The sequence below is a fragment of the Streptomyces sp. NPDC093600 genome, assembly GCF_044764755.1.
Classification (GTDB): Bacteria; Actinomycetota; Actinomycetes; order Streptomycetales; family Streptomycetaceae; genus Streptomyces.
Genome location: NZ_JBIWIU010000004.1, coordinates 398,780 through 417,889, shown reverse-complemented (window position 1 = coordinate 417,889; position 19,110 = coordinate 398,780). Strand labels below are relative to the sequence as shown.

Here is a 19,110-nt window from a genome sequence, read left to right as displayed (position 1 = left end):
CATGCGGTCACGGGCTTCCTCGTCGCTGTCGTCGCCCCTTCGCACTTGTGGGCGAACCCGCCGACCTTTATAGTCAAGGTGACTCTTAAGGAGGCGGGCGTGAGCCTCGCAAGCATGCTCGAACCCCTGCAGCAGCCGCTCGTCACCGTCCTGGACACCCCGGTCAGCTGGACCGAAGTCCTCGGCTTCGGCAGCGGAGCGCTCTGCGTCTGGCTCGTCGCCCGCCAGCACCTCGCCAACTGGCCCATCGGCATCGCCAACAACCTCTTCTTCATCCTGCTCTTCGCGCAGGCGGGGCTCTACGCCGACGCCGGCCTCCAGATCGTCTTCATCACCCTCGCCGTGTACGGCTGGTGGACCTGGACCCACGGGGGTGGACCGGGCTCCGACACCCTCCCGGTGCGCCGCACCTCGCGCACCGAGTGGACGTGGCTGATCACGGCGGGGGTGGTGGGGACCCTCGGCCTCACCCTGCTGCTCGACCGCGCCACCGACTCGACCGTCCCCTTCTGGGACGCCCTGACGACCGCGCTCTCCCTCACCGCCACCTACGGCCAGTGCCGCAAGCGGCTCGAGTCCTGGTGGCTCTGGATCGCCGCCGACGTGGTCTACGTGCCCTTGTACGCCCACAAGGAGCTGTATCTGACCTCCCTGCTGTACATCGGCTTCATGACGCTCTGCGTCCTCGGCCTGCGCAACTGGAGCCGCGACCTCGCCGCACAGCGCGCCCTCCCCGCGGAGGCGGTGGCATGAAGCGCTACGGCCACGGCCTGGTCCTCGGCAAGTTCTACCCGCCGCACGCCGGCCACCATCACCTGATCCGCACCGCGCGCGACCGCTGCGAGCGCCTCACCGTCCTCGTCTGCGCCTCGTCCGTGGAGACCCTGCCCCTGGAGGACCGGGTCGACTGGATGCGCGAGATCCACCCCGACGTCCTCGTCGTCGGCGCCGTCGACGACATCCCCGTCGACCTCCACGACCCCGACGTGTGGGCCGCCCACATGGCCGTCTTCCGGGCCGCCGTGCCCGAACGCGTCGACGCCGTCTTCACCTCCGAGCCGTACGGGGAGGAGCTCGGCCGCCGCTTCGGCGCCGCGTCCGTCTGCGTCGACCCGGACCGCACCCTCTTCCCCGTCTCCGGCACCGCCGTCCGCAAGGACCCCGCCGGCTGCTGGGACTTCCTCGAACCGCCCGTACGGGCCGCCCTCACCCGGCGCGTGGTCGTCCTCGGCGCCGAGTCCACCGGCACCACCACCATGGCCCTCGCCCTGGCCGACCACTACCGGCGACGCGGCGGCGTGTGGGCCCGCACCCGTTGCGTACCGGAGTACGGGCGCGAGTACAGCGAGCTGAAACTCGCCGAACTGCGTGCGGAACGGCCCGCCGCGGACTGGACGGACGTCACCTTCCGGTCCAGCGACTTCCCCGTCATCGCCCAGCGCCAGGCCGAGCTGGAGGAGGAGGCCGCGCGGGCCGGATCGCCCGTGCTCATCTGCGACACCGACGCCTTCGCCACCACGATCTGGCACGAGCGGTACATGGGCACCACCAGCCCCGCCACCGGCGAGGTCGCCGCGCGCGGCCGGCAGCACCTCTGGCTGCTCACCGACCACCACGGCGTCGCGTTCGAGGACGACGGACTGCGCGACGGGGAGCATCTGCGGCCCTGGATGACCGCCCGCTTCGTCGCCCAGCTCGCCCACACCGGCCGCCGTACGGCCGTCCTCACCGGACCGCACGAGGAGCGGCTCGCGGCCGCCGTCGCCGCCGTGGACGAGCTGCTCGCCGAGGGCTGGCACCTGGCCGACCCCCTGCCGGAGCGCCGATGAACCACGCCCAGGCCCCCGAGGGCTACGACCGGAACGCCTTCGAGCCGTTCGCCGTCACCGCCGACCTCGCCGTCTTCACCCTCCGCGAGGAGCGCCTCCACGTCCTGCTCGTCGAACGCGGCCAGGAGCCGTACGCCGGAGCCTGGGCCCTGCCCGGTGGCTTCGTCCTGCCCCGCGAGTCCTCCGAGCAGGCCGCGCGCCGCGAACTCGCCGAGGAGACCGGCCTGTCCGAGGCCACCGTCGCCGGACTCCACCTCGAACAGCTGCGCACCTACAGCGAGCCCGACCGCGACCCCAGGATGCGGGTCGTCTCGGTCGCGTACACCGCGCTCGTACCGGACCCCCCCGAGCCGCGCGGCGGCGGCGACGCGGCACGCGCCCGCTGGACGCCGTACGGGACGCACGGGCCGCTCGCCTTCGACCACGACCGGATCCTCGCCGACGCCCGTGAACGGATCGGCGCCAAGCTGGAGTACACCTGTCTCGCCACCGCCTTCTGCGCGCCCGAGTTCACGATCGGCGAGCTGCGGCAGGTGTACGAGACGGTCTGGGGCGTCGAGCTCGACCGCCCCAACTTCCGGCGCAAGGTCCTCGCCACGCCCGGCTTCGTCCAGGCCGTGGAGGGACCGCCGCGCCTCACCGGCGGACGGGGGAAACCGGCCGCTCTCTACCGGGCGGGGGAGGCCACGGCTCTCCACCCGCCGCTGCTGCGACCGGAAGGACGATCCGCATGACCAAGCAGGCGGCCACGGGGGCGCTGATCGGACTGGCGCTCGGTGACGCGCTCGGCTTCCCGACCGAGTTCAACGACGTGCCCTCCATCCTCGCCAAGTGCGGGCCCTGGCGGGCCATGGAACTCCCGGTGAGACGGAACGGCATCGCGTACATCACCGACGACACCCAGATGACGCTCGCCCTCGCGCGGGGCGTCCGCACCGCCATGGACCGGGGCGTCCTCGCCCCGCTTCGACTGGCCCGGCCGGTCCGGGAGGAGTTCGTCGACTGGTACCACTCCCCGGAGAACAACCGGGCTCCCGGCCGCACCTGCATGGTCGCCTGCCGGCTCCTCGACGGCGACCGGCCCTGGCAGCAGGCCAGCCAGACCGGCTCCAAGGGGTGCGGCGCCAACATGCGGGTCGCACCGATCGGGCTCGTCCCCGGCCTGAGCGACGAACAGCGCGCGGGCGCGGCCCAGCTCCAGTCGGCGCTCACCCACGGCCACCCCACGGCGCTCGCCGCCTCCGACCTGACCGCCCGCGCGGTCCACCTGCTCACCCAGGGCGTCGACCCGGCCGGACTGGTCGGCCACCTCCGCTCGTACGCGTACGAGAACCGCTCCCGCTACCACGAGCAGTGGCTCGGCGACCTCTGGGCACACGCCCAGGACCCCACGCCCCGGCACTTCATCGAGCGAGGCTGGGACGAGTGCCTCGCGGTCCTGGAGAAACTGGACGCCGTCCAGCGCACGGCCGACCCGGAACTCGACCCCTGCGAATACACCGGCGACGGCTGGATCGCCGAAGAGGCCCTCGCCACCGCCCTCCTGTGCTTCCTCCTCTTCCCCGAAGCCCCCCTCACCGCCCTGCGCCGCGCCGCCTGCACCCGCGGCGACTCGGACTCGATCGCCTGCCTGACGGGCGCGTTCGCGGGGGCCCACCTGGGCGCCGACGCCTGGCCGAAGGAGTGGTCGGAGCGGATCGAACACCGCGACGAACTGCTGTCGTTCGGCGCGCTCTGGGACGCTTGAGCCGGCTCAGCCCGGCTGAAGGACGCTCAGCGCCGACGCGCGGCGGGCGCGCAGGAGGAAGTCCTCCACGCGGGCGTGGTCCGGGGTCGCGGGGAGCGGGCTCGTGGTGGAGGCGTGGTCCGCCTCCTCCGTGAGGCGGAGCATCCACGACTCGACCTCGGGCCACGACACCTCGCCGCGCTTCACCGCGAGGAGCCGGTCCCGCTCGTCGCCCACGTGGATGGTCAGCTCGCCGGTCCGCAGCAGATCGCGGCAGCTCATCAGCAGCCGCAGCAGATGCATCGCGTGCTTCCAGCGCGGCTCCCCGTACTGGCGGACGTCGGCGTCGAGCTTCCTGCGCTGCCCGGCCGCGTAGCGGACGAACGTCTGGTGCGCCTGACGGGAGAGGAAAGCCCCGCGCAGCGCGACCAGTTCGCGGCCCGTGTCGTCGATCTGCTCGACCACGGGGGAGTGCAGGCACTCCAGGACGTTGGGGTTGGCCCGCAGGGCCAGTTCGCAGAAGCGCTCCAGCTCCCAGCTGAACTGCTCCTCGCCCGGCCCTTCCACGTGCGCCGGCGGCTTCTCCAAGCGCCAGAAGAGCGGGGTCGGGGCGAGGAACACGCCCCGGCGGTCGGTGTCGCTCTCCTCCGTGGCCAGACCGAAGGCGCGCGACCCCATGACACAGGAGTAGATCGTGTGGTCGCGCACCAGTTCTACCGGAGTCATGGGCGACAGATTACGTCAGGGTGATGGCGTCCCCCGACACGCTGATCCGCTCGGCAGGCAGGGGGCGCCTGGCCGGCCCCGCGGCCACCGACCCGTCGGCGATACGGAACTTCGAGCCGTGGCAGGCACAGTCGATGGTGCCGTTCTCGACCTTGCTGACCGTGCAGCCCTGGTGCGTGCAGACCGCCGAGAACGCCTTGAAGTCGCCCTGCGTCGGCTGCGTGACGACCACCTTCTCCTCCTTGAAGACCGTGCCGCCGCCGACCGGGATCTCGGAGGTACGGGCGAGCGTCGCCCCGGCGGGCGGCGAGACGGCGGGCGCGGTCGTGGCCGGACCGGTGGTGCCGGCGGTCGGGGAGACGGTCGGGCCGGGCGTCGTACCCCCGCCCCCGTCACCGTCCGCGCCGCACCCGGTGGCCAGCGCGGCGACCGAACCCGCACCCGCCAGGAGCACGGTACGGCGGGGCGTGGCGTCTGGAGCTTCTGAATTCATGCCCTCCACCATGGCGGCGTGCCGAACCCTCCCGCGGGCGACACGCCTAGGAGGCCATCCCCCTCGCCCGGCCGTCCGCGTCCCGGCGCACCTCCAGGACGTCGACCACCGCCTCCCGCTCGATCGGGCCGTACACATGCGGGAACAGCGTGCCCCGCGACTCCTCCCAGCGGACCTCGCCGGCCAGCCGGGACTCGTCGATGACCAGGGCCAGCAGAGGCCCGGCGACCTCCCGATAGCGGGCGTCGGCGACGGCGAGCGCCGCCACCTCGTCCGCCGAGCAGTGGACGAAGCCCTCGGCCGCCAGGGAGGCGGGCGCGTACGGGAGACCGGGATCGGCGGACCACGCGGCCGCCGGTACGACGTGCAGAAGCATCCGACAGTTGTACCCCCCGCGCCGAGTGGCGGCGTGGACGGGCCCGGGTGACATTGGCCGTCTCGGAGGACGGTCGCCCCGGCTGCGCGCCGGTACGGCTGACTAGGCTGATCGGAGCACTGATCGCATTTCGAAGGAGCACGACGTGGCGGTACGAGCGGTCCGAGGCGCCGTCCAGCTGGAACGGGACGAGGCCGGACATATGCACGAGCAGGTCGAGGAGCTGCTCACCGCCGTCCTGGAGCGCAACGGGCTCACCGCCGACGACCTGATCAGTATCTGGTTCACGGCCACGCCCGATCTGCACAGCGACTTCCCCGCCGCCGCGGCGCGCCGGATCGGGATCGTCGACGTACCACTGATCTGCGCGCAGGAGCTGGACGTCGAGGGAGCGATGCCGAGGGTCGTACGCCTCCTCGCGCACGTCGAGTCGGACCTGCCCAAGGCGGAGATCGCCCACGTCTACCTCGGCGCGGCCGCCACCCTCCGTAAGGACATCGCCCAGTGAGGACCGCGCTCGTCATCGGAACCGGTCTGATCGGCACCTCCGCGGCCCTCGCGCTCGCCCAGCGGGGCATCGCCGTCCACCTCCGCGACCACGACCCTGCGGCCGCGCGTACGGCGGCGGCGCTCGGCGCCGGGACGGACGAGCCGCCCGAGGGCCGCGTCGACCTCGCGATCGTCGCCGTACCCCCGGCGCACGTGGCGGGCACCCTCGCCGCGGCCATGCGGGAGGGCCTGGCCCGCGGCTACCTCGACGTGGCCAGCGTCAAGGGCGGACCCAGGCGGGAGCTGGAGGAGCTGGGGGCCGACCTCACCGCGTACATCGGGACGCACCCGATGTCGGGCAAGGAGCGCTCCGGCCCACTGGCGGCGACGGCGGATCTCTTCGAGGGCCGGCCGTGGGTCCTCACGCCGACCCGGGACACCGACACGGAGGTCCTGAACCTGGCCCTGGAGCTCGTGGCGCTCTGCCGCGCGGTGCCGGTGGTCATGGACGCGGACGCCCACGACCGGGCCGTCGCGCTCGTCTCGCACACCCCCCAGCTGGTGTCGTCGATGGTGGCCGCGCGCCTTGAGGAGGCGGACGAGACGGCCGTACGGCTCTGCGGCCAGGGCATCCGCGACGTCACCCGGATCGCCGCCTCCGACCCGCGCATGTGGATCGACATCCTCTCGGCGAACCCCGGCCCGGTCGCGGACGTCCTCGCGGGCGTCGCGGCCGACCTGGACGAGACGGTCCGGGCGCTGCGCTCCCTCCAGTCCGCCGACGAGGAGGAGCGCCGCGGCGGCGCCTCGGGCGTCGAGGACGTCCTGCGCCGCGGCAACGCGGGCCGCGCGCGTGTGCCGGGCAAGCACGGCGCGGCTCCGGCGCAGTACGAGACGGTCGCGGTCCTCATCAGCGACCAGCCCGGCGAGCTGGCCCGTATCTTCGCGGACGCGGGCCGCGCGGGCGTCAATATCGAGGACGTCCGCATCGAGCACGCGACAGGCCAGCAGGCGGGTCTGGTCCAGCTGATGGTGGAGCCCTCGGCGGCGCCGGTCCTGGGCGCGGCGCTCAAGGAACGGGGCTGGGCGCTGCGGACGGGGTGAACCGAAGGGACCGAGGTGGCCGCCCCGGGACCGGTGTGCCTGCCCGGGCACCGCTGTGTCCGCCCAGGCACCGGTGTGCCTGCCCGGGCACCGCTGTGCCCGCCCAGGGACCGGGGTGGCCGCCCAGGCACCGCTGTGCCCGTCCGTTTCGCCGGTGCGGAACGGGCGGGCACGACCCACAGGCGCGGTGCCCTTTCGGTGGCGGTGACCCCTTGGGCCCCCGGCTGGGCCAGACGGGTGGCTGGGACTCGGTAACCTTGGGGTGGCCCCCCGCGTCCGGCGAGGCCCTACCGCGTACCCCAGGAAGGTGTTCCCCACCGTGGAAACCGTGATCGTCGCCATCGACGGCCCCTCCGGCACGGGCAAGTCGAGCACCTCGAAGGCGGTCGCCGCCAAGCTGGGGCTGAGCTACCTGGACACCGGCGCGCAGTACCGCGCCATCACGTGGTGGATGATCAGCAACGGCGTCGACGTCAGCGACGCCGACGCCGTCGCCAACGCCGCCGCCAAGCCCGTCATCGTCTCCGGCACCGACCCGGCCCGCCCGACGATCACCGTCGACGGGGCCGACGCCGCCGGGCCCATCCGTACCGAAGAGGTCACCTCCAAGGTCAGCGCCGTCAGCGCCGTCCCGGAGGTGCGGACCCTCATCACCGAGCTGCAGCGGACCATCGCCAGGAGCGCCGAGGGCGGCATCGTCGTCGAGGGGCGCGACATCGGTACGACGGTGCTCCCCGACGCCGACCTCAAGATCTTCCTCACCGCGTCGCCCGAGGCCCGCGCCGCCCGCCGCTCCGGCGAGCTCAAGGGCGTCGACGTGGCCGCCACCCGGCAGGCCCTGATCAAGCGGGACGCGGCCGACTCCAGCCGCAAGACGTCCCCGCTCGCCAAGGCCGACGACGCCGTCGAGGTCGACACCACGGACCTGACCCTGGACCAGGTCATCGAGTGCGTCGTCACCCTCGTCGAGGAGCGGCGTACCCAGAAGCGGGCGGCCGCCCGGTGACCCTGCCCTCCAAGAAGGGCGCCGCCGTCGGGCGTGGCATCGGCATCGGGCTGATGCACGGCCTGTGGAAGCCGCGCGTCCTCGGCGCCTGGCGGGTGCCGGCCTCCGGCCCCCTCATCCTCGCCGTCAACCACGCGCACAACATCGACGGACCCATGGTCATGGGCACCGCCCCCCGGCCGGTGCACTTCCTCGTCAAGAAGGAAGCATTCGTCGGACCCCTGGGGCCCTTCCTGGAGGGCATCGGGCAGGTCAAGGTCGACCGGGACAGCACCGACCGGAACACGATAGGCAACGCCCTCGCGGTCCTGGAGCACGGCGGCGTCCTCGGGATCTTCCCCGAGGGCACCCGCGGCGAGGGCGACTTCGCCTCCCTGCGCGCCGGCCTCGCCTACTTCGCCGTCCGCAGCGGGGCGCCCATCGTCCCGGTCGCCGTCCTGGGAAGTTCCGAGCGGCGCGGACGGTTGGTCAAGGCACTGCCGCCGCTGCGCAACCGCGTCGACGTCGTCTTCGGCGACGCCTTCCAGGCAGGCGACCCGAGCGGCCGGCGCACCCGCAAGGCGTTGGACGACGCCACCGTACGCATCCAGGAGCGGCTCACCGCCCACCTGGAAAACGCCAGGCGCCTCACCGGGCGCTGAGTGAGACTCTGAGTAGTGGGTTCGCACCCACCGACCACGAATGATCAAGGAACGGACTTCATGAACGACCAGCACGACCACGGGGCACTTGGCGACGCCGAGTACGCGGAGTTCATGGAGCTCGCCGCGGAAGAGGGCTTCGACGTCGAGGAGGTCGAGGGCGCGATCGAGGCGGCCGGGCACGGCCCGCTCCCCGTCCTCGCCGTCGTCGGCCGTCCGAACGTCGGCAAGTCGACCCTGGTGAACCGGATCATCGGCCGCCGCGAGGCCGTCGTCGAGGACAAGCCCGGCGTCACCCGCGACCGCGTCACCTACGAGGCCGAGTGGGCCGGCCGCCGCTTCAAGGTCGTCGACACCGGCGGCTGGGAGCAGGACGTCCTCGGAATCGACGCCTCCGTCGCCGCCCAGGCCGAGTACGCCATCGAGGCCGCCGACGCCTGTGTCTTCGTCGTGGACGCCACCGTCGGCGCCACCGACACCGACGAGGCCGTCGTCAAGCTGCTCCGCCGCGCCGGCAAGCCCGTCGTCCTGTGCGCCAACAAGGTCGACGGCCCCTCCGGCGAGGCCGACGCCACCGCCCTGTGGTCGCTCGGTCTCGGCGAGCCGCACCCGGTCTCCTCGCTGCACGGCCGCGGCACCGGCGACATGCTCGACGCCGTCCTGGAGGCGCTCCCCGAGGCGCCCGCGCAGACCTTCGGCACCGCCGTCGGCGGCCCGCGCCGCGTCGCGCTCATCGGCCGGCCGAACGTCGGCAAGTCCTCGCTCCTGAACAAGGTGGCCAACGAGGACCGGGTGGTCGTCAACGAGATGGCCGGCACCACCCGCGACCCGGTCGACGAGCTGATCGAGCTCGGCGGCAAGGTCTGGAAGTTCGTCGACACGGCCGGTATCCGCAAGAAGGTCCACCTCCAGGAGGGCGCGGACTACTACGCCTCCCTGCGGACCGCCGCCGCGGTCGAGAAGGCCGAGGTCGCCGTTGTCCTGATCGACACCACGGACAACATCTCGGTCCAGGACCAGCGCATCATCACCATGGCGGTGGAGTCCGGGCGCGCGCTCGTCATCGCGTACAACAAGTGGGACGAGCTCGACGAGGAGCGGCGCTACTACCTGGAGCGCGAGATCGAGACCGAGATGCAGCAGGTCGCCTGGGCGCCCCGCGTCAACGTCTCGGCCAAGACCGGCCGCCACATGGAGAAGCTGGTCCCGGCGATCGAGACCGCGCTCGCCGGATGGGAGACCCGCGTCCCCACCGGCCGTCTGAACGCCTTCCTCGGCGAGCTGGTCGCCGCCCACCCGCACCCGATCCGCGGCGGCAAGCAGCCCCGCATCCTGTTCGGTACGCAGGCGGGCACCAAGCCGCCCCGGTTCGTGCTCTTCGCCTCCGGCTTCCTGGAGCACGGCTACCGCCGCTTCGTCGAGCGCCGCCTGCGCGAGGAGTTCGGCTTCGAGGGCACCCCGATCCACATCTCCGTGCGCGTGCGCGAGAAGCGCGGCCGCAAGAAGTGAGCGGGACCGACAACGGCTGAGGGCCGGGGCTTCTGCCCCGGCCCTCAGCCGTTGTCGCGGGTCCTACAGGCCCCTGCGGGGTCCCGGCGGAAGCGCCGCCGGGACGGGGTGGTGCTGCGCCGACCAGGCCGTCGGCTGCGCCGCCTGCCGGTAGCCGTGGTGCCCGTACAGGCCCGAGCCCACCGGTGTCCCGAAGGCCCGGAAGCCGAGATCCTCCTCGCCGCTGCGATCCCCCGGCAGCGAGCGGAACGACCGGCGGTACTCCGAGTACAGAGCGTCGTAGATCGGCGTGGCCGACTCGCCCGTCGTGACGTCATGGGCCGGACGCATCGAGGGGATCTGACTCGGACGGGGCTGGCGGAGTGGGTCGTATGAGTGCACGTATGTGCCAACGACACCGTCGTCCGTCGGATGCGGGCGGCTCTCCGAAAGAGGCGCCCGCCGGGGGCGGGGGACGCTCGGCATCCCGGGGGGACGCGCCGAGGGGCCTAAGCCCGGACGCCCGTGCTCCCTCACGTGCCGGCCAGCGGCATCGCGGCGGCCACCAGACGGCCGTTGGCCGCCGCCTTCTCCAGCGCGTCGCGCAGCAGGTCCTCGCGCGGCTGCTGGCCGATCGAGCCCACCGGCGCCGCGAAGACGAGGACCGTGTGCGACTTGTTCGCGGCCGCCCGCCAGCCCTCGGTGACCTGGAGCGGCTGGTGGGCCTGCCACCAGGCGACCTGGCCGCCGCCGCCCGTACCGGGCTGCAGCACGGAGTGCAACTGGCCCATCGCCACCAGCACCGACCAGCCCGGCAGCGTGCCCGGCTTCCGGTTCACGTCGGACACCGGCGCGAAACCCTGCTCGATCAGCAGCGGGAGGAACTCGTCGGTCAGCCCGTCCGACCCCGGCCGGGCGACCGGCGCGGTCGGCTCGACGACCAGCGCGGGGTGCAGCTCCCCCTCGATCAGGACGAGCCCGCTGGTGACCCCGAGGACGGCCTGCTCCGGGTGGGCGGCGGTGAGCGCGTCGATCGCGTCCGTCGCGGCGATGGAGCGGACGGCGCCCTGGAGCTGCTCCTCCGCGACCTGGACGACCTGGGACGGAATGCAGCTGGCGTGGGCGAACGCCAGCACGGCGGTCTCCTCGCCGACGAACAGCACGGTGCTCGTGCGCTCCTGCTCGGAGTCGCCCGGCGTGCGGCAGGAGGTGCAGTCGTAGCTGCCCGGGGCATTGTCGCCGGCGAGCAGCCGGTCGGCTTCTTCGTCGCCGATCTCGGCGCGTACGTCCTCGCTGACGTCGAGCATGCGCGGCACGGGGGGCTCCCTGGACTCGGTACGTGCGACACCGGGCGGTTCCCGGCTCGTCTCATGAAGAGTTCAACGGGTCAGCCTCGGCCGGGGTCACGCGTCCCGGTCCGGCAAGTTGTACGACCGCTCCGTGACTCCGACCGGGTGGGGGACGGCTGCCGTACCGCGCGGCACGGCGCCGGGGCGTGTCCGGGTGCCTAGCCTGCGTCGATGTCGAAGATCCGATTTTCTCGGGCCGCCGGTGTCTGTGTCGCCGCGCTGCTCGCCCTGGTTCCGGCGCCGGCGCGTGCGGACGATCCTCCCCCGGGGACGTGGGGCGCCCCAGGAGCTCCCTGGGACTCCGGCGCCCCGTGGGACTCCAGTGACGCCTGGGATTCCGGCGCCCTCTGGGACTCCGGCGGCCCGTGGGACTCCGGCGCCGCGTCGTGCGCCCAGGACCAGTGGCCGTGGGGCTGCGTCGCCGAGTGCGAGAGCAGCGGCCGCTGGAACGCCAACACGGGCAACGGCTACTACGGCGGACTCCAGTTCGCGCAGCCGACCTGGGTCGAGTTCGGCGGACTGCGCTACGCCCCGCGCGCCGACCTGGCGACCCGTCAGCAGCAGATCACCGTCGCCGAGGACGTCCTGCGGGTCCAGGGCTGGGAGGCCTGGCCGGTCTGCTCGAAGCGGTACGGCCTGAGCGGCCGGGCCCACGTGGTCCAGCCGGGGGACACCCTCAGCTCGATCGCCCGGCGCTTCGGGATCAGGGGCGGCTGGAAGGCGCTGTACGAGGCGAACCGCGCCCTGATCGGCCCGGACCCGAACCGGATCGTCACCGGCACGATGCTGCGGATCGCGCCGCTCTAGGGGGCATCCGGAAGTCTCGCCCGAGGCGTGCGCGGCGCGGTGTCCGGCGTGCTCACCGCAGTTCGGCGGCCTCCCCGCTGAACGCGAGGGAGCCGCGCCGCAGTTCGTGCGCCAGGGTGCCCGGCGGCAGGCCGGGCGGGAGGCGCTGCTCGGCGAGCACGACGGCCGCGCCGCCCTCCTCGGCGAGGGCGGCGAGCAGGCGGTACGTACGGGAGGACACCTCCGGGGACATGCCGAGGGCGGGCTCGTCGACCAGCACCACGCGGGCGGGGGACGCCACGGCGCGGGAGAGCGCGAGCATCCGGCGCTCACCGCCGGAGAGGGTGCCGGCGGGCCGGGCGAGGAACGGGGCGAGCTCCGGGTACGCCTCCAGGGCCTCGGCGCGGCGGTCGCCGGTGGCCAGGTCGAGGTTCTCCGCGACGGTCAGGGTCGCGTACACGGCCCGCAGATCCGGTACGAAGCACAGCCCGCGGCGCGCCCGGTCGTGGGCGTGCAGCCGGGTCACGTCGGCGCCGTGCCACACCACGCGTCCGGAGGCGAGCCTGACGGTGCCCGCGAGGGCCCGCAGCGCGGTGGTCCGGCCGGAGCCGTTGCGGCCGAGGAGGACGGTGACCGCCCCGGCCGGCACGGGCAGGTCCAGGCCGTGGAGGGCTTCCAGGGGGCCGTAGCGGACGCGGGCGGCCCGCAGCGCGATCTCGACGCTCATGACACGATCCGGCCGCCTTCCATGGTGTGCACGGTGTGCGCGATGCCGGCCACGAGGTCGGGGTCGTGCTCGACGACCAGGACGGTGAGCCCGTCGGCGGCCAGCGCGGCGAGGACGCGGGCGAGGGCGTCGGTCTCGGCGGCGTCCAGGCCCGCGGCGGGCTCGTCGATGAGGAGGGTGTGCGGGCGGCCGGCGAGGGCGCGGGCGAGTTCCACGCGGCGCAGGGTCCCGGTGGGCAGACCGGCGGCGGGGCGGTGGCGGACGGGACCGGCCAGACCGAGGAGGCGCAGGGCCTGTCCGGTCGCGGCGGGGTCGCGGACGTGGCCCTGCTCGGCGCCGAGCCGGACGTTCTCCTCGACGGTGAGGGAGGGGAAGACGGCGAGCTGCTGGAAGGTCCGGGCGACGCCGAGGCGGGTACGGGCGTGGGCGGGCCGCCCGGTGATGTCCTCGCCGTCGAGGACGACACGGCCGCGGGTGGGGCGGAGGGTCCCCGCGAGACAGTCGAAGAGGGTGCTCTTACCGGCACCGTTGGGCCCGACGAGCGCGGTGACGCGACCGGGGACGAGGGCGAGGGTGACGTTGGCGAGGGCGGTGAGCCCCCCGGGGTAGGTGAGGCTCAACCCGTGCGCGTGAAGCCGCGCGGGGGGCGACGGCTCGGGGGCCCGTGCGGGGCCGAACGCGGGGGGAGGCGGGACGACCTTCCCGACCGGTGTGCCGGCCGGTGGGGCGCCATCCTCGGGCCCTTGTGCCCGCCCCGGCGGACCGGGAGGTTCCGCACCCCCCGCAGGTGACCCTCCCGAGCCCGGCGGTTCCGTGCTCGGAGGACGGTGGGCCTCCCGGGGCGGTGTCATCCGTGGGAGCCAGGACGTCAGCGGGGGGACGCGGCCCACCAGGGCCGCGAGCGCGCCCACCACCGCCGCCGCCACACCGCCCCTCGTGCCCGCGTCCAGGCCGACCAGGAGGGCCGCGGCGGCCAGCGGGGAGAGGAGGCTGTCCGCGCCGAGGACGAGGATCGCGGCGAACCACAGCAGACCGCGGACCGGATCGTAGGCCTCCGGGTCGAAGGCGCGCAGGCCCATGCCCAGCAGGCCGCCGCCCAGGGCCGCCAGAGCTGCCCCCAGGACGAAGGCGAGGAGCTTGAGACCGGCCACTCGTACTCCGGCCGCCTCCGCGCCGGACTCGTGGTCCCGCAGCGCCGCGAGCGCCCTGCCCGTACGGCCCCGGCGCAGCGCCGCGACCAGGGCCAGGCAGCAGCCGAGGACGGCCAGCTCCAGGACGTAGTACACGCGGTCGTCCCCGAAGCCGGCCGGGCGCCCGAGGACCAGGCCGGCCGTCGCGTACGGCTGGGCGAAGACGAACCGGCTCACCGCCACCCCGACCGCCAGCGTCGCGAGCGCCAGCGCGAGGCCGTGCCGCCGGATCGCCGGCCACCCCGTCAGCAGACCCAGCGGCGCCACCAGGAGCACCGCGACCGCCAGGGCCACCAGCTCCGGCAGCCCTCCCGCCGCCAGCAGCGCCGTGAAGAGCGCGCCGAGCCCCGCGTACGCCGCCTGCCCAAGCGCGATCTGCCCGCCCCGGCCCGTCACCACCACCAGGGAGAGCAGCACGATCGCCAGCGCGGGCACCTGGACCGAGGTGTGGAGGTCCGACCCCGCGAACCCCAGGGGAAGCAGGAACAGGACGCCGGCCGTCACCCACACGCCGCCCGGCACCCGGCCCGTACCGGTCGGCGGTGGCAGCACGTCCTGGCCCCGGCCGCCCACACCCGGCAGGGCGAGCGCCGCCACCAGCAGCGCCACCACGAACAGGTTCGCGCCCACCGCCTGGACCAGCGGCCCCGCCCACCCCTCCGGGTGCAGCCGGGTCAGCTGCGCCTGCGCGACACCCAGCGCCAGAGCCGTCCCGATCGCGACCGGCAGGCTCCGCATCCGCGCGACCACCGCGACCGCGATCACCTCGACCACGAGCAGCGGCATCCCGTACGGGTCGAGCCGGACGTACGGGGCGAGCAGCACGCCGGTGAGTCCGGCGGTGAAGGAGCCGAACGCCCAGCCCGCCGCCGACACCCGGTCCGCGTCGATCCCGCCGAGCATCGCCAGCGGCCGGTTGTCGACCACAGCCCGCAGCTCCCGGCCGAACCGGCTCCACCGCGTCACCGCCCCCACCAGACAGGCGAGGAGGACCACCGCCGCGAGCTGCGCCCACGGGTCGTCGCCGAGCAGCACCGGGGCGTCGGCCCGCGCCCCCGGACCCCACACGAGCGCCGCCCCGCCGACGAGCAGCACGAAGACGCCGATCGAGGCCACCAGCGTCTGCGCCGGGTTCGAGCCGAGCAGCGCCAGCGGGCGGAACACCCCGCGGTCCAGGACCAGACCGATGCCCGGCGCCACCACGAGCAGAACGAGCAGGGCTCCGAGCGGCAGCGGCCAACCCCACTCCACCACCAGCTGCCGCAGCAGATACGCGCAGACCATCGCGACCGCGCCGTGCGCCAGATTCAGCACACCGGTCGTGCGGTACGTGACGATCAGCCCGATCCCGGTGAGCGCGGCGGCGCTGCCCACGGCGAGGCCCGCCAGGGTCAGGTCGTATGTCAGCGAGGCCACGGCTCACACACCGGACAGGGCGCGAGCTCCGAGTCCCCCGCCGGCAGGGCGTCGTCCCGGCCGGCCACCAACGGGCAGTCGGGCCGGTGCGCGAGGGTCCCGCCGGGGACCCGGACCGGCGGAGCCTCGGACGAGGGCGCGGGCGGCTCCTCCGGTTCGGCCGCGGGCCCGCCCGCCCGCTCCTTCGCGGCACGGACGGGCCCGCGGCCGGCCGGCGCGGTCCCGATCAGCACCGCGCCCGCCACGATCAGTGCCGCGCCCGGGACCGTGCAGGAGGCCAGATACGGCAGCTGCCGCTCCGCGAACCGCTCACCGGAGACGCCGTACCAGCCCAGGACGCACAGCACCGCGCCCACGGCGGCGGCCGCGAGGCCGCACCACAGCGGCGCCCGGGATGACGGCACGGGAGCCTCCCTCGCCTCTTTTTTGCGCTATCCCGCGATACGGAACACCCTGGAATCATCAGGCCGCCCGGCCTGAACAGACATCCGGTGGTGAGCCAGATGGTTCTCAGTCGACTCGGTGGACGTTCTCGGATCGCGGCCCTGACAGCCGTGGCGGCCCTCGCCCTCGGCCCGGCGCTCGCCGGCTGCGCGGACGACGAGACCCCCTCGAACGAGGGCACTCCGGTGGTGCCGCCCGCGCCCACGTCGCCGCCCGCGGCGGAGACCGGCCGGCTCGCCGACCCGGACGCGGCGAAGGCCGAGATCACCAAGAACTGGACCGCCTTCTTCGACCCGAAGACCCCGACGGCCGAGAAGGTCAAGCTGCTGGAGAACGGCGAGAGGATGCGGCCCGTCCTCGGAGCCTTCGAGGGCGACAAGAACGCTGCCATGACGTCGGCGAAGGTCAAGGGCGTCCAGTTCACCTCGCCCAACAACGCCGACGTGACCTACGACCTGCTCGTCGCCGGCAACCCCGCACTGCCCGACTCCAAGGGCACCTCCGTCCACCAGGGCGACGTGTGGAAGGTGTCCCAGAAGACCCTCTGCGGTCTGGTGCAGCTCAGCGGTGCGACCGTTCCGGGCTGCTGACGCGGGAGCCGCGCTGCTGCTCGCCGCGCTGCTCGCCCTGGTCACGGCGTGCGGCAGCCGGCTGCCGGAGCGCGCGTTCGAGACGCGGCCCACCGCCCACCCCTCCGGCGGTGAGCCGCTCCGCGTCGGCATCATCTCCAGCGCCACCAGCCCCGTCGGCGGCGACGCGTTCACCGGGCCGCGCGACGGCGCCCGCGCCTGGTTCGAGGCCCTCAACGCGCGCGGCGGCCTGAACGGACGCCGGGTGGAGGTCGTGACCTGCGACGACGGCGGCAGCGGCGTCGGCAACAACGCGTGCGTGCACCGGCTGGTCCGGGAACGCGAGGTGTTCGCCCTGGTCGCCACGACCGCGCTCGAGTACGCCGGGGCGCCCCAGGTCGCGAAGGCCGGTGTCCCCGACATCGGAGGCCAGCCCCTCACCCCGGCGTACGACACCTATCCGCATCTGTACGGGATCTACGGCAGCTCCGCCCCGCGCACCGGCGCCTCCCCCGGCTGGGGCGGGGTCCTGTACGGCGGCACCGAGGTCTACCGCTGGTTCAGGAGCGAGCACGGCGCCCGTACCGCCGCGGTCGTCGCCTACAACCAGGCCGCCTCCGCCGCGTACGCCCGGCTGGTCGCCGCCGGACTGCGGGCCGAGGGCTACCGGGTCGTCCACGAGCAGGTCGACTTCGCGCTGCCCAACTTCCGGGCCGTCGCCGCCGATCTGAAGGCCCAGGGCGCCGACCTCGTCTTCGACGCCCTGGACACGCACGGCAACGCCCGGCTGTGCGAGGCGATGGACGCCGTCGGGGTCCGGGTCACCGCCAAGGTGACGAACGTGCAGAACTGGTCCTCCGCCGTGCCCCGCGACTACGCGAAGTCCCCGGTCTGCCGGCAGGCTCTGTTCGTGACGGGCTCCAGCCGCAACTACGAGGACACCGGCCATCCGGCGGTCCGTGACTTCCGGGCGGCGATGGGTGACCGGCCGCTGCTGTCCCAGTGGCAGTTGGAGGGATGGGCGGCGGCCATGTGGTTCACCGACGCGGCACGCTCCTGCCTCGCCGGCGGCGGTCTCACGCGCGCGTGCGTCGAGGATTTCGTCAACCGGCCCGAGCCGTACACGGCCCGTGGCCTGCTGCTGCCCGTACGGTTCGAGAAGCTCGCCGAGCCCCCGAAGACCCGTCACACCTGTCTGTCGGTGGCGCGTTGGCGGGACGGGCGGGGCTGGGTCACCCAGGGAGACATGAACACGAACTGCGCCACCGTTCCCCAGCTCGGCTACCGACCGTGAACCGGCGGCCCGGGCACCCAGTACAGTCGCCCCCCGACGACCACTTGACCGGGGGGACCGGCAGCGCGATGCGTATCTCCTTTCTGCTTCACAACGGCTACCACATCGGGGGCACTATCCGGACGACGTTCACCCTCGCCCAGGAGCTGGCGGAACGTCACGAGGTGGAGATCGTCTCCGTCTTCCGCCACCGCGACGAGCCGATCCTCGGCGTTCCGGCCGGGGTGACCCTGCGTCACCTGGTCGACCTGCGCAAGAACAGCGCCGGTTACGACGGCGAGCACCCGGACTTCGCCCGGCCCGCCCGGGTCTTCCCGCGCGGCGACGGGCGGTGGAAGCAGTACAGCGCGCTGACCGACGCGCGGATCGGCGAGCACCTGAGCACCGTGGAGGCCGACGTGCTGGTCGCCACGCGCCCCGGTCTCAACGTGCAGCTGGCCAGGCAGGCCCGGCGCGGCCCCGTCCTCGTCGGCCAGGAGCATCTGATCCTGGACAGCCACAGCTACCGGCTCCGCCGGGAGATCGGCCACGAGTACGCGCTCCTGGACGCCGTCACCACCGTCACCGAGGCCGACGCCCGCTCCTACCGGAAGCTCGCGCTGCCCGGCGTACGGATCGACGCGGTGCCCAACAGCGTGCCCGCGCCGAGCGTGCCGCCGGCCGACCCCACCGCGAAGATCGTCGTCGCGGCGGGCCGGCTGACCCCGGTCAAGCGGTACGACGTGCTCATCGACGCCTTCGCCGAGGTGGCCGCGGCCCGCCCCGACTGGAAGCTGCGGATCTACGGCACCGGCGACGCCGCCGGCAACCTGAAGAAGACGCTGGCCCGGCAGATCGAGCGGCGCGGCCTCGGGGAGAACGTCTTCCTCATGGGCACCGCCCACCCGATGGAGCCGGAGTGGGCCAAGGGTTCCCTCGCCGCCGTCACCTCGCGGCAGGAGTCCTTCGGCATGACCATCGTCGAGGCGATGCGCTGCGGACTGCCGGTCGTCTCCACCGACTGCCCGCACGGGCCCCGCGAGATCATCGAGGACGGGGTCGACGGCCGTCTGGTGCCGGTCGACGACGTCGGCGCGATCGCCCGGGCCCTGCTCGAACTCGTCAACGACGACGAACTGCGCGCGAAGACCGCGCGGGCGGCCCTCGCGGCGTCCGAGCGCTTCGACCCGGCCCGCATCGCCGCCCGGCACGAGGAGATCTGGTCGGCCCTCCTCGCCCGGGGCGCGAGCACCCGCACCCACGGACGCGCCGGGGAGGCCCTGCACCGGGGCGCCGGTACGGTCGTCGACGCGGTCTACAGCCTGAAGGCGAAGGCGGGAGTGCTGGTGCGCCGCTTCCGCTGACCTCCGCCCCGTCTGCTTCCTTCGACCCTCCGACCCGGGGCCGGGGGTGCCGGGGCCGACGGACCCCGAGGACCGGCGACGGCCGAGAGCCGAGGGGATCGAGGACCGTGGCTG

At 73.8% G+C, this 19,110-nt stretch carries 21 protein-coding genes; 13 read left to right on the top strand and 8 right to left on the bottom strand.

All coding sequences use genetic code 11. The annotated features are described in order from the left end of the window. The first annotated feature begins 99 nt into the window (after positions 1 to 99). From pnuC to ACIRB4_RS14590, 4 genes are read left to right on the top strand one after another with little or no spacing between them, the layout of a single operon-like run. A complete protein-coding gene (gene pnuC, locus ACIRB4_RS14605; RefSeq protein WP_403291181.1) occupies positions 100 to 753 on the top strand; it encodes a nicotinamide riboside transporter PnuC in 654 nt (217 codons plus the stop codon). Next, entirely contained in the window at positions 750 to 1,829 is a 1,080-nt protein-coding gene (locus ACIRB4_RS14600) for an AAA family ATPase (protein ID WP_403291180.1), read from the top strand. Before pnuC ends, ACIRB4_RS14600 begins: the two co-directional genes overlap by 4 nt. Beyond that, positions 1,826 to 2,563 (top strand): NUDIX hydrolase, encoded by a 738-nt coding sequence (locus tag ACIRB4_RS14595; RefSeq protein WP_403291179.1) that lies wholly within the window; start codon positions 1,826 to 1,828, stop codon positions 2,561 to 2,563. Before ACIRB4_RS14600 ends, ACIRB4_RS14595 begins: the two co-directional genes overlap by 4 nt. After that, positions 2,560 to 3,576 carry an ADP-ribosylglycohydrolase family protein gene (locus tag ACIRB4_RS14590; RefSeq protein WP_403291178.1) on the top strand — a complete coding sequence of 339 codons (1,017 nt, stop codon included), beginning with the start codon at positions 2,560 to 2,562 and terminating at the stop codon, positions 3,574 to 3,576. Before ACIRB4_RS14595 ends, ACIRB4_RS14590 begins: the two co-directional genes overlap by 4 nt. Before the next feature lie 6 nt (positions 3,577 to 3,582). Here ACIRB4_RS14590 and ACIRB4_RS14585 read toward each other — a convergent pair whose 3' ends face one another. From ACIRB4_RS14585 to ACIRB4_RS14575, 3 genes are read right to left on the bottom strand one after another with little or no spacing between them, the layout of a single operon-like run. After that, on the bottom strand, positions 3,583 to 4,281 hold the full coding sequence (locus tag ACIRB4_RS14585) for a DNA polymerase beta superfamily protein (RefSeq protein WP_403291177.1): 699 nt from the start codon (positions 4,279 to 4,281) through the stop codon (positions 3,583 to 3,585). A gap of 10 nt (positions 4,282 to 4,291) precedes the next feature. Then, entirely contained in the window at positions 4,292 to 4,774 is a 483-nt protein-coding gene (locus ACIRB4_RS14580; RefSeq protein WP_403291175.1) for a Rieske (2Fe-2S) protein, read from the bottom strand. A gap of 46 nt (positions 4,775 to 4,820) precedes the next feature. Further along, the gene (locus ACIRB4_RS14575) at positions 4,821 to 5,150 is read right to left on the bottom strand and encodes a DUF952 domain-containing protein (protein ID WP_403291174.1); all 330 of its coding nucleotides are present in this window, start codon (positions 5,148 to 5,150) and stop codon (positions 4,821 to 4,823) included. Between the two features lie 145 nt (positions 5,151 to 5,295). On the opposite strand from ACIRB4_RS14575, the gene aroH reads away from it, so the two are divergent. From aroH to der, 5 genes are all read left to right on the top strand, one after another. Further along, positions 5,296 to 5,658 carry a chorismate mutase gene (gene aroH / locus ACIRB4_RS14570; protein WP_403291172.1) on the top strand — a complete coding sequence of 121 codons (363 nt, stop codon included), beginning with the start codon at positions 5,296 to 5,298 and terminating at the stop codon, positions 5,656 to 5,658. Continuing rightward, positions 5,655 to 6,743: a prephenate dehydrogenase gene (locus ACIRB4_RS14565; RefSeq protein WP_403291171.1), complete on the top strand. Its 1,089-nt coding sequence runs from the start codon at positions 5,655 to 5,657 to the stop codon at positions 6,741 to 6,743. The genes aroH and ACIRB4_RS14565 overlap by 4 nt, the downstream gene beginning before the upstream one ends. 328 nt (positions 6,744 to 7,071) lie before the next feature. Then, the gene (gene cmk / locus ACIRB4_RS14560) at positions 7,072 to 7,749 is read left to right on the top strand and encodes a (d)CMP kinase (RefSeq protein ID WP_403291243.1); all 678 of its coding nucleotides are present in this window, start codon (positions 7,072 to 7,074) and stop codon (positions 7,747 to 7,749) included. Continuing rightward, on the top strand, positions 7,692 to 8,390 hold the full coding sequence (locus ACIRB4_RS14555) for a lysophospholipid acyltransferase family protein (protein ID WP_403291169.1): 699 nt from the start codon (positions 7,692 to 7,694) through the stop codon (positions 8,388 to 8,390). Before cmk ends, ACIRB4_RS14555 begins: the two co-directional genes overlap by 58 nt. Before the next feature lie 60 nt (positions 8,391 to 8,450). After that, positions 8,451 to 9,899 carry a ribosome biogenesis GTPase Der gene (gene der / locus ACIRB4_RS14550; protein WP_403291168.1) on the top strand — a complete coding sequence of 483 codons (1,449 nt, stop codon included), beginning with the start codon at positions 8,451 to 8,453 and terminating at the stop codon, positions 9,897 to 9,899. A 63-nt stretch (positions 9,900 to 9,962) separates the two neighbouring features. On the opposite strand, the gene ACIRB4_RS14545 is transcribed toward der, so the two are convergent. After that, a complete protein-coding gene (locus tag ACIRB4_RS14545; protein ID WP_403291166.1) occupies positions 9,963 to 10,229 on the bottom strand; it encodes a hypothetical protein in 267 nt (88 codons plus the stop codon). Positions 10,230 to 10,411: 182 nt separating this feature from the next. Then, positions 10,412 to 11,194, bottom strand: a complete 783-nt coding sequence (locus ACIRB4_RS14540; protein WP_403291164.1) for a hypothetical protein — start codon at positions 11,192 to 11,194, stop codon at positions 10,412 to 10,414. Positions 11,195 to 11,398: 204 nt separating this feature from the next. On the opposite strand from ACIRB4_RS14540, the gene ACIRB4_RS14535 reads away from it, so the two are divergent. Then, positions 11,399 to 12,034 (top strand): transglycosylase family protein, encoded by a 636-nt coding sequence (locus tag ACIRB4_RS14535; protein WP_403291162.1) that lies wholly within the window; start codon positions 11,399 to 11,401, stop codon positions 12,032 to 12,034. A gap of 52 nt (positions 12,035 to 12,086) precedes the next feature. Here ACIRB4_RS14535 and ACIRB4_RS14530 read toward each other — a convergent pair whose 3' ends face one another. From ACIRB4_RS14530 to ACIRB4_RS14520, 3 genes are read right to left on the bottom strand one after another with little or no spacing between them, the layout of a single operon-like run. After that, positions 12,087 to 12,740, bottom strand: a complete 654-nt coding sequence (locus ACIRB4_RS14530; protein ID WP_403291160.1) for an ATP-binding cassette domain-containing protein — start codon at positions 12,738 to 12,740, stop codon at positions 12,087 to 12,089. Next, complete coding sequence (locus ACIRB4_RS14525) at positions 12,737 to 15,346, bottom strand: ATP-binding cassette domain-containing protein (protein ID WP_403291159.1); 2,610 nt, start codon at positions 15,344 to 15,346, stop codon at positions 12,737 to 12,739. The genes ACIRB4_RS14530 and ACIRB4_RS14525 overlap by 4 nt, the downstream gene beginning before the upstream one ends. After that, complete coding sequence (locus tag ACIRB4_RS14520) at positions 15,334 to 15,750, bottom strand: hypothetical protein (protein WP_403291157.1); 417 nt, start codon at positions 15,748 to 15,750, stop codon at positions 15,334 to 15,336. The genes ACIRB4_RS14525 and ACIRB4_RS14520 overlap by 13 nt, the downstream gene beginning before the upstream one ends. A gap of 99 nt (positions 15,751 to 15,849) precedes the next feature. Between ACIRB4_RS14520 and ACIRB4_RS14515 the strand changes: the two genes are divergently transcribed. From ACIRB4_RS14515 to ACIRB4_RS14505, 3 genes are all read left to right on the top strand, one after another. Beyond that, on the top strand, positions 15,850 to 16,380 hold the full coding sequence (locus tag ACIRB4_RS14515) for a hypothetical protein (protein ID WP_403291155.1): 531 nt from the start codon (positions 15,850 to 15,852) through the stop codon (positions 16,378 to 16,380). After that, positions 16,358 to 17,653, top strand: a complete 1,296-nt coding sequence (locus tag ACIRB4_RS14510; protein WP_403291153.1) for an ABC transporter substrate-binding protein — start codon at positions 16,358 to 16,360, stop codon at positions 17,651 to 17,653. The genes ACIRB4_RS14515 and ACIRB4_RS14510 overlap by 23 nt, the downstream gene beginning before the upstream one ends. 68 nt (positions 17,654 to 17,721) lie before the next feature. After that, complete coding sequence (locus ACIRB4_RS14505) at positions 17,722 to 18,996, top strand: glycosyltransferase family 4 protein (RefSeq protein ID WP_403291152.1); 1,275 nt, start codon at positions 17,722 to 17,724, stop codon at positions 18,994 to 18,996. Positions 18,997 to 19,110 lie beyond the last annotated feature (114 nt).

Bases quoted from the DNA above. Each gene is read 5' to 3' on its own strand.
- ACIRB4_RS14600 (WP_403291180.1), top strand. From the start codon at position 750: ATGAAGCGCTACGGCCACGGCCTGGTCCTCGGCAAGTTCTACCCGCCG.
- ACIRB4_RS14505 (WP_403291152.1), top strand. From the start codon at position 17,722: ATGCGTATCTCCTTTCTGCTTCACAACGGCTACCACATCGGGGGCACT.
- ACIRB4_RS14575 (WP_403291174.1), bottom strand. From the start codon at position 5,150: ATGCTTCTGCACGTCGTACCGGCGGCCGCGTGGTCCGCCGATCCCGGT.
- der (WP_403291168.1), top strand. From the start codon at position 8,451: ATGAACGACCAGCACGACCACGGGGCACTTGGCGACGCCGAGTACGCG.
- ACIRB4_RS14530 (WP_403291160.1), bottom strand. From the start codon at position 12,740: ATGAGCGTCGAGATCGCGCTGCGGGCCGCCCGCGTCCGCTACGGCCCC.
- ACIRB4_RS14580 (WP_403291175.1), bottom strand. From the start codon at position 4,774: ATGAATTCAGAAGCTCCAGACGCCACGCCCCGCCGTACCGTGCTCCTG.
- ACIRB4_RS14545 (WP_403291166.1), bottom strand. From the start codon at position 10,229: ATGCGTCCGGCCCATGACGTCACGACGGGCGAGTCGGCCACGCCGATC.
- ACIRB4_RS14535 (WP_403291162.1), top strand. From the start codon at position 11,399: ATGTCGAAGATCCGATTTTCTCGGGCCGCCGGTGTCTGTGTCGCCGCG.
- ACIRB4_RS14515 (WP_403291155.1), top strand. From the start codon at position 15,850: ATGGTTCTCAGTCGACTCGGTGGACGTTCTCGGATCGCGGCCCTGACA.
- ACIRB4_RS14595 (WP_403291179.1), top strand. From the start codon at position 1,826: ATGAACCACGCCCAGGCCCCCGAGGGCTACGACCGGAACGCCTTCGAG.
- ACIRB4_RS14585 (WP_403291177.1), bottom strand. From the start codon at position 4,281: ATGACTCCGGTAGAACTGGTGCGCGACCACACGATCTACTCCTGTGTC.
- ACIRB4_RS14590 (WP_403291178.1), top strand. From the start codon at position 2,560: ATGACCAAGCAGGCGGCCACGGGGGCGCTGATCGGACTGGCGCTCGGT.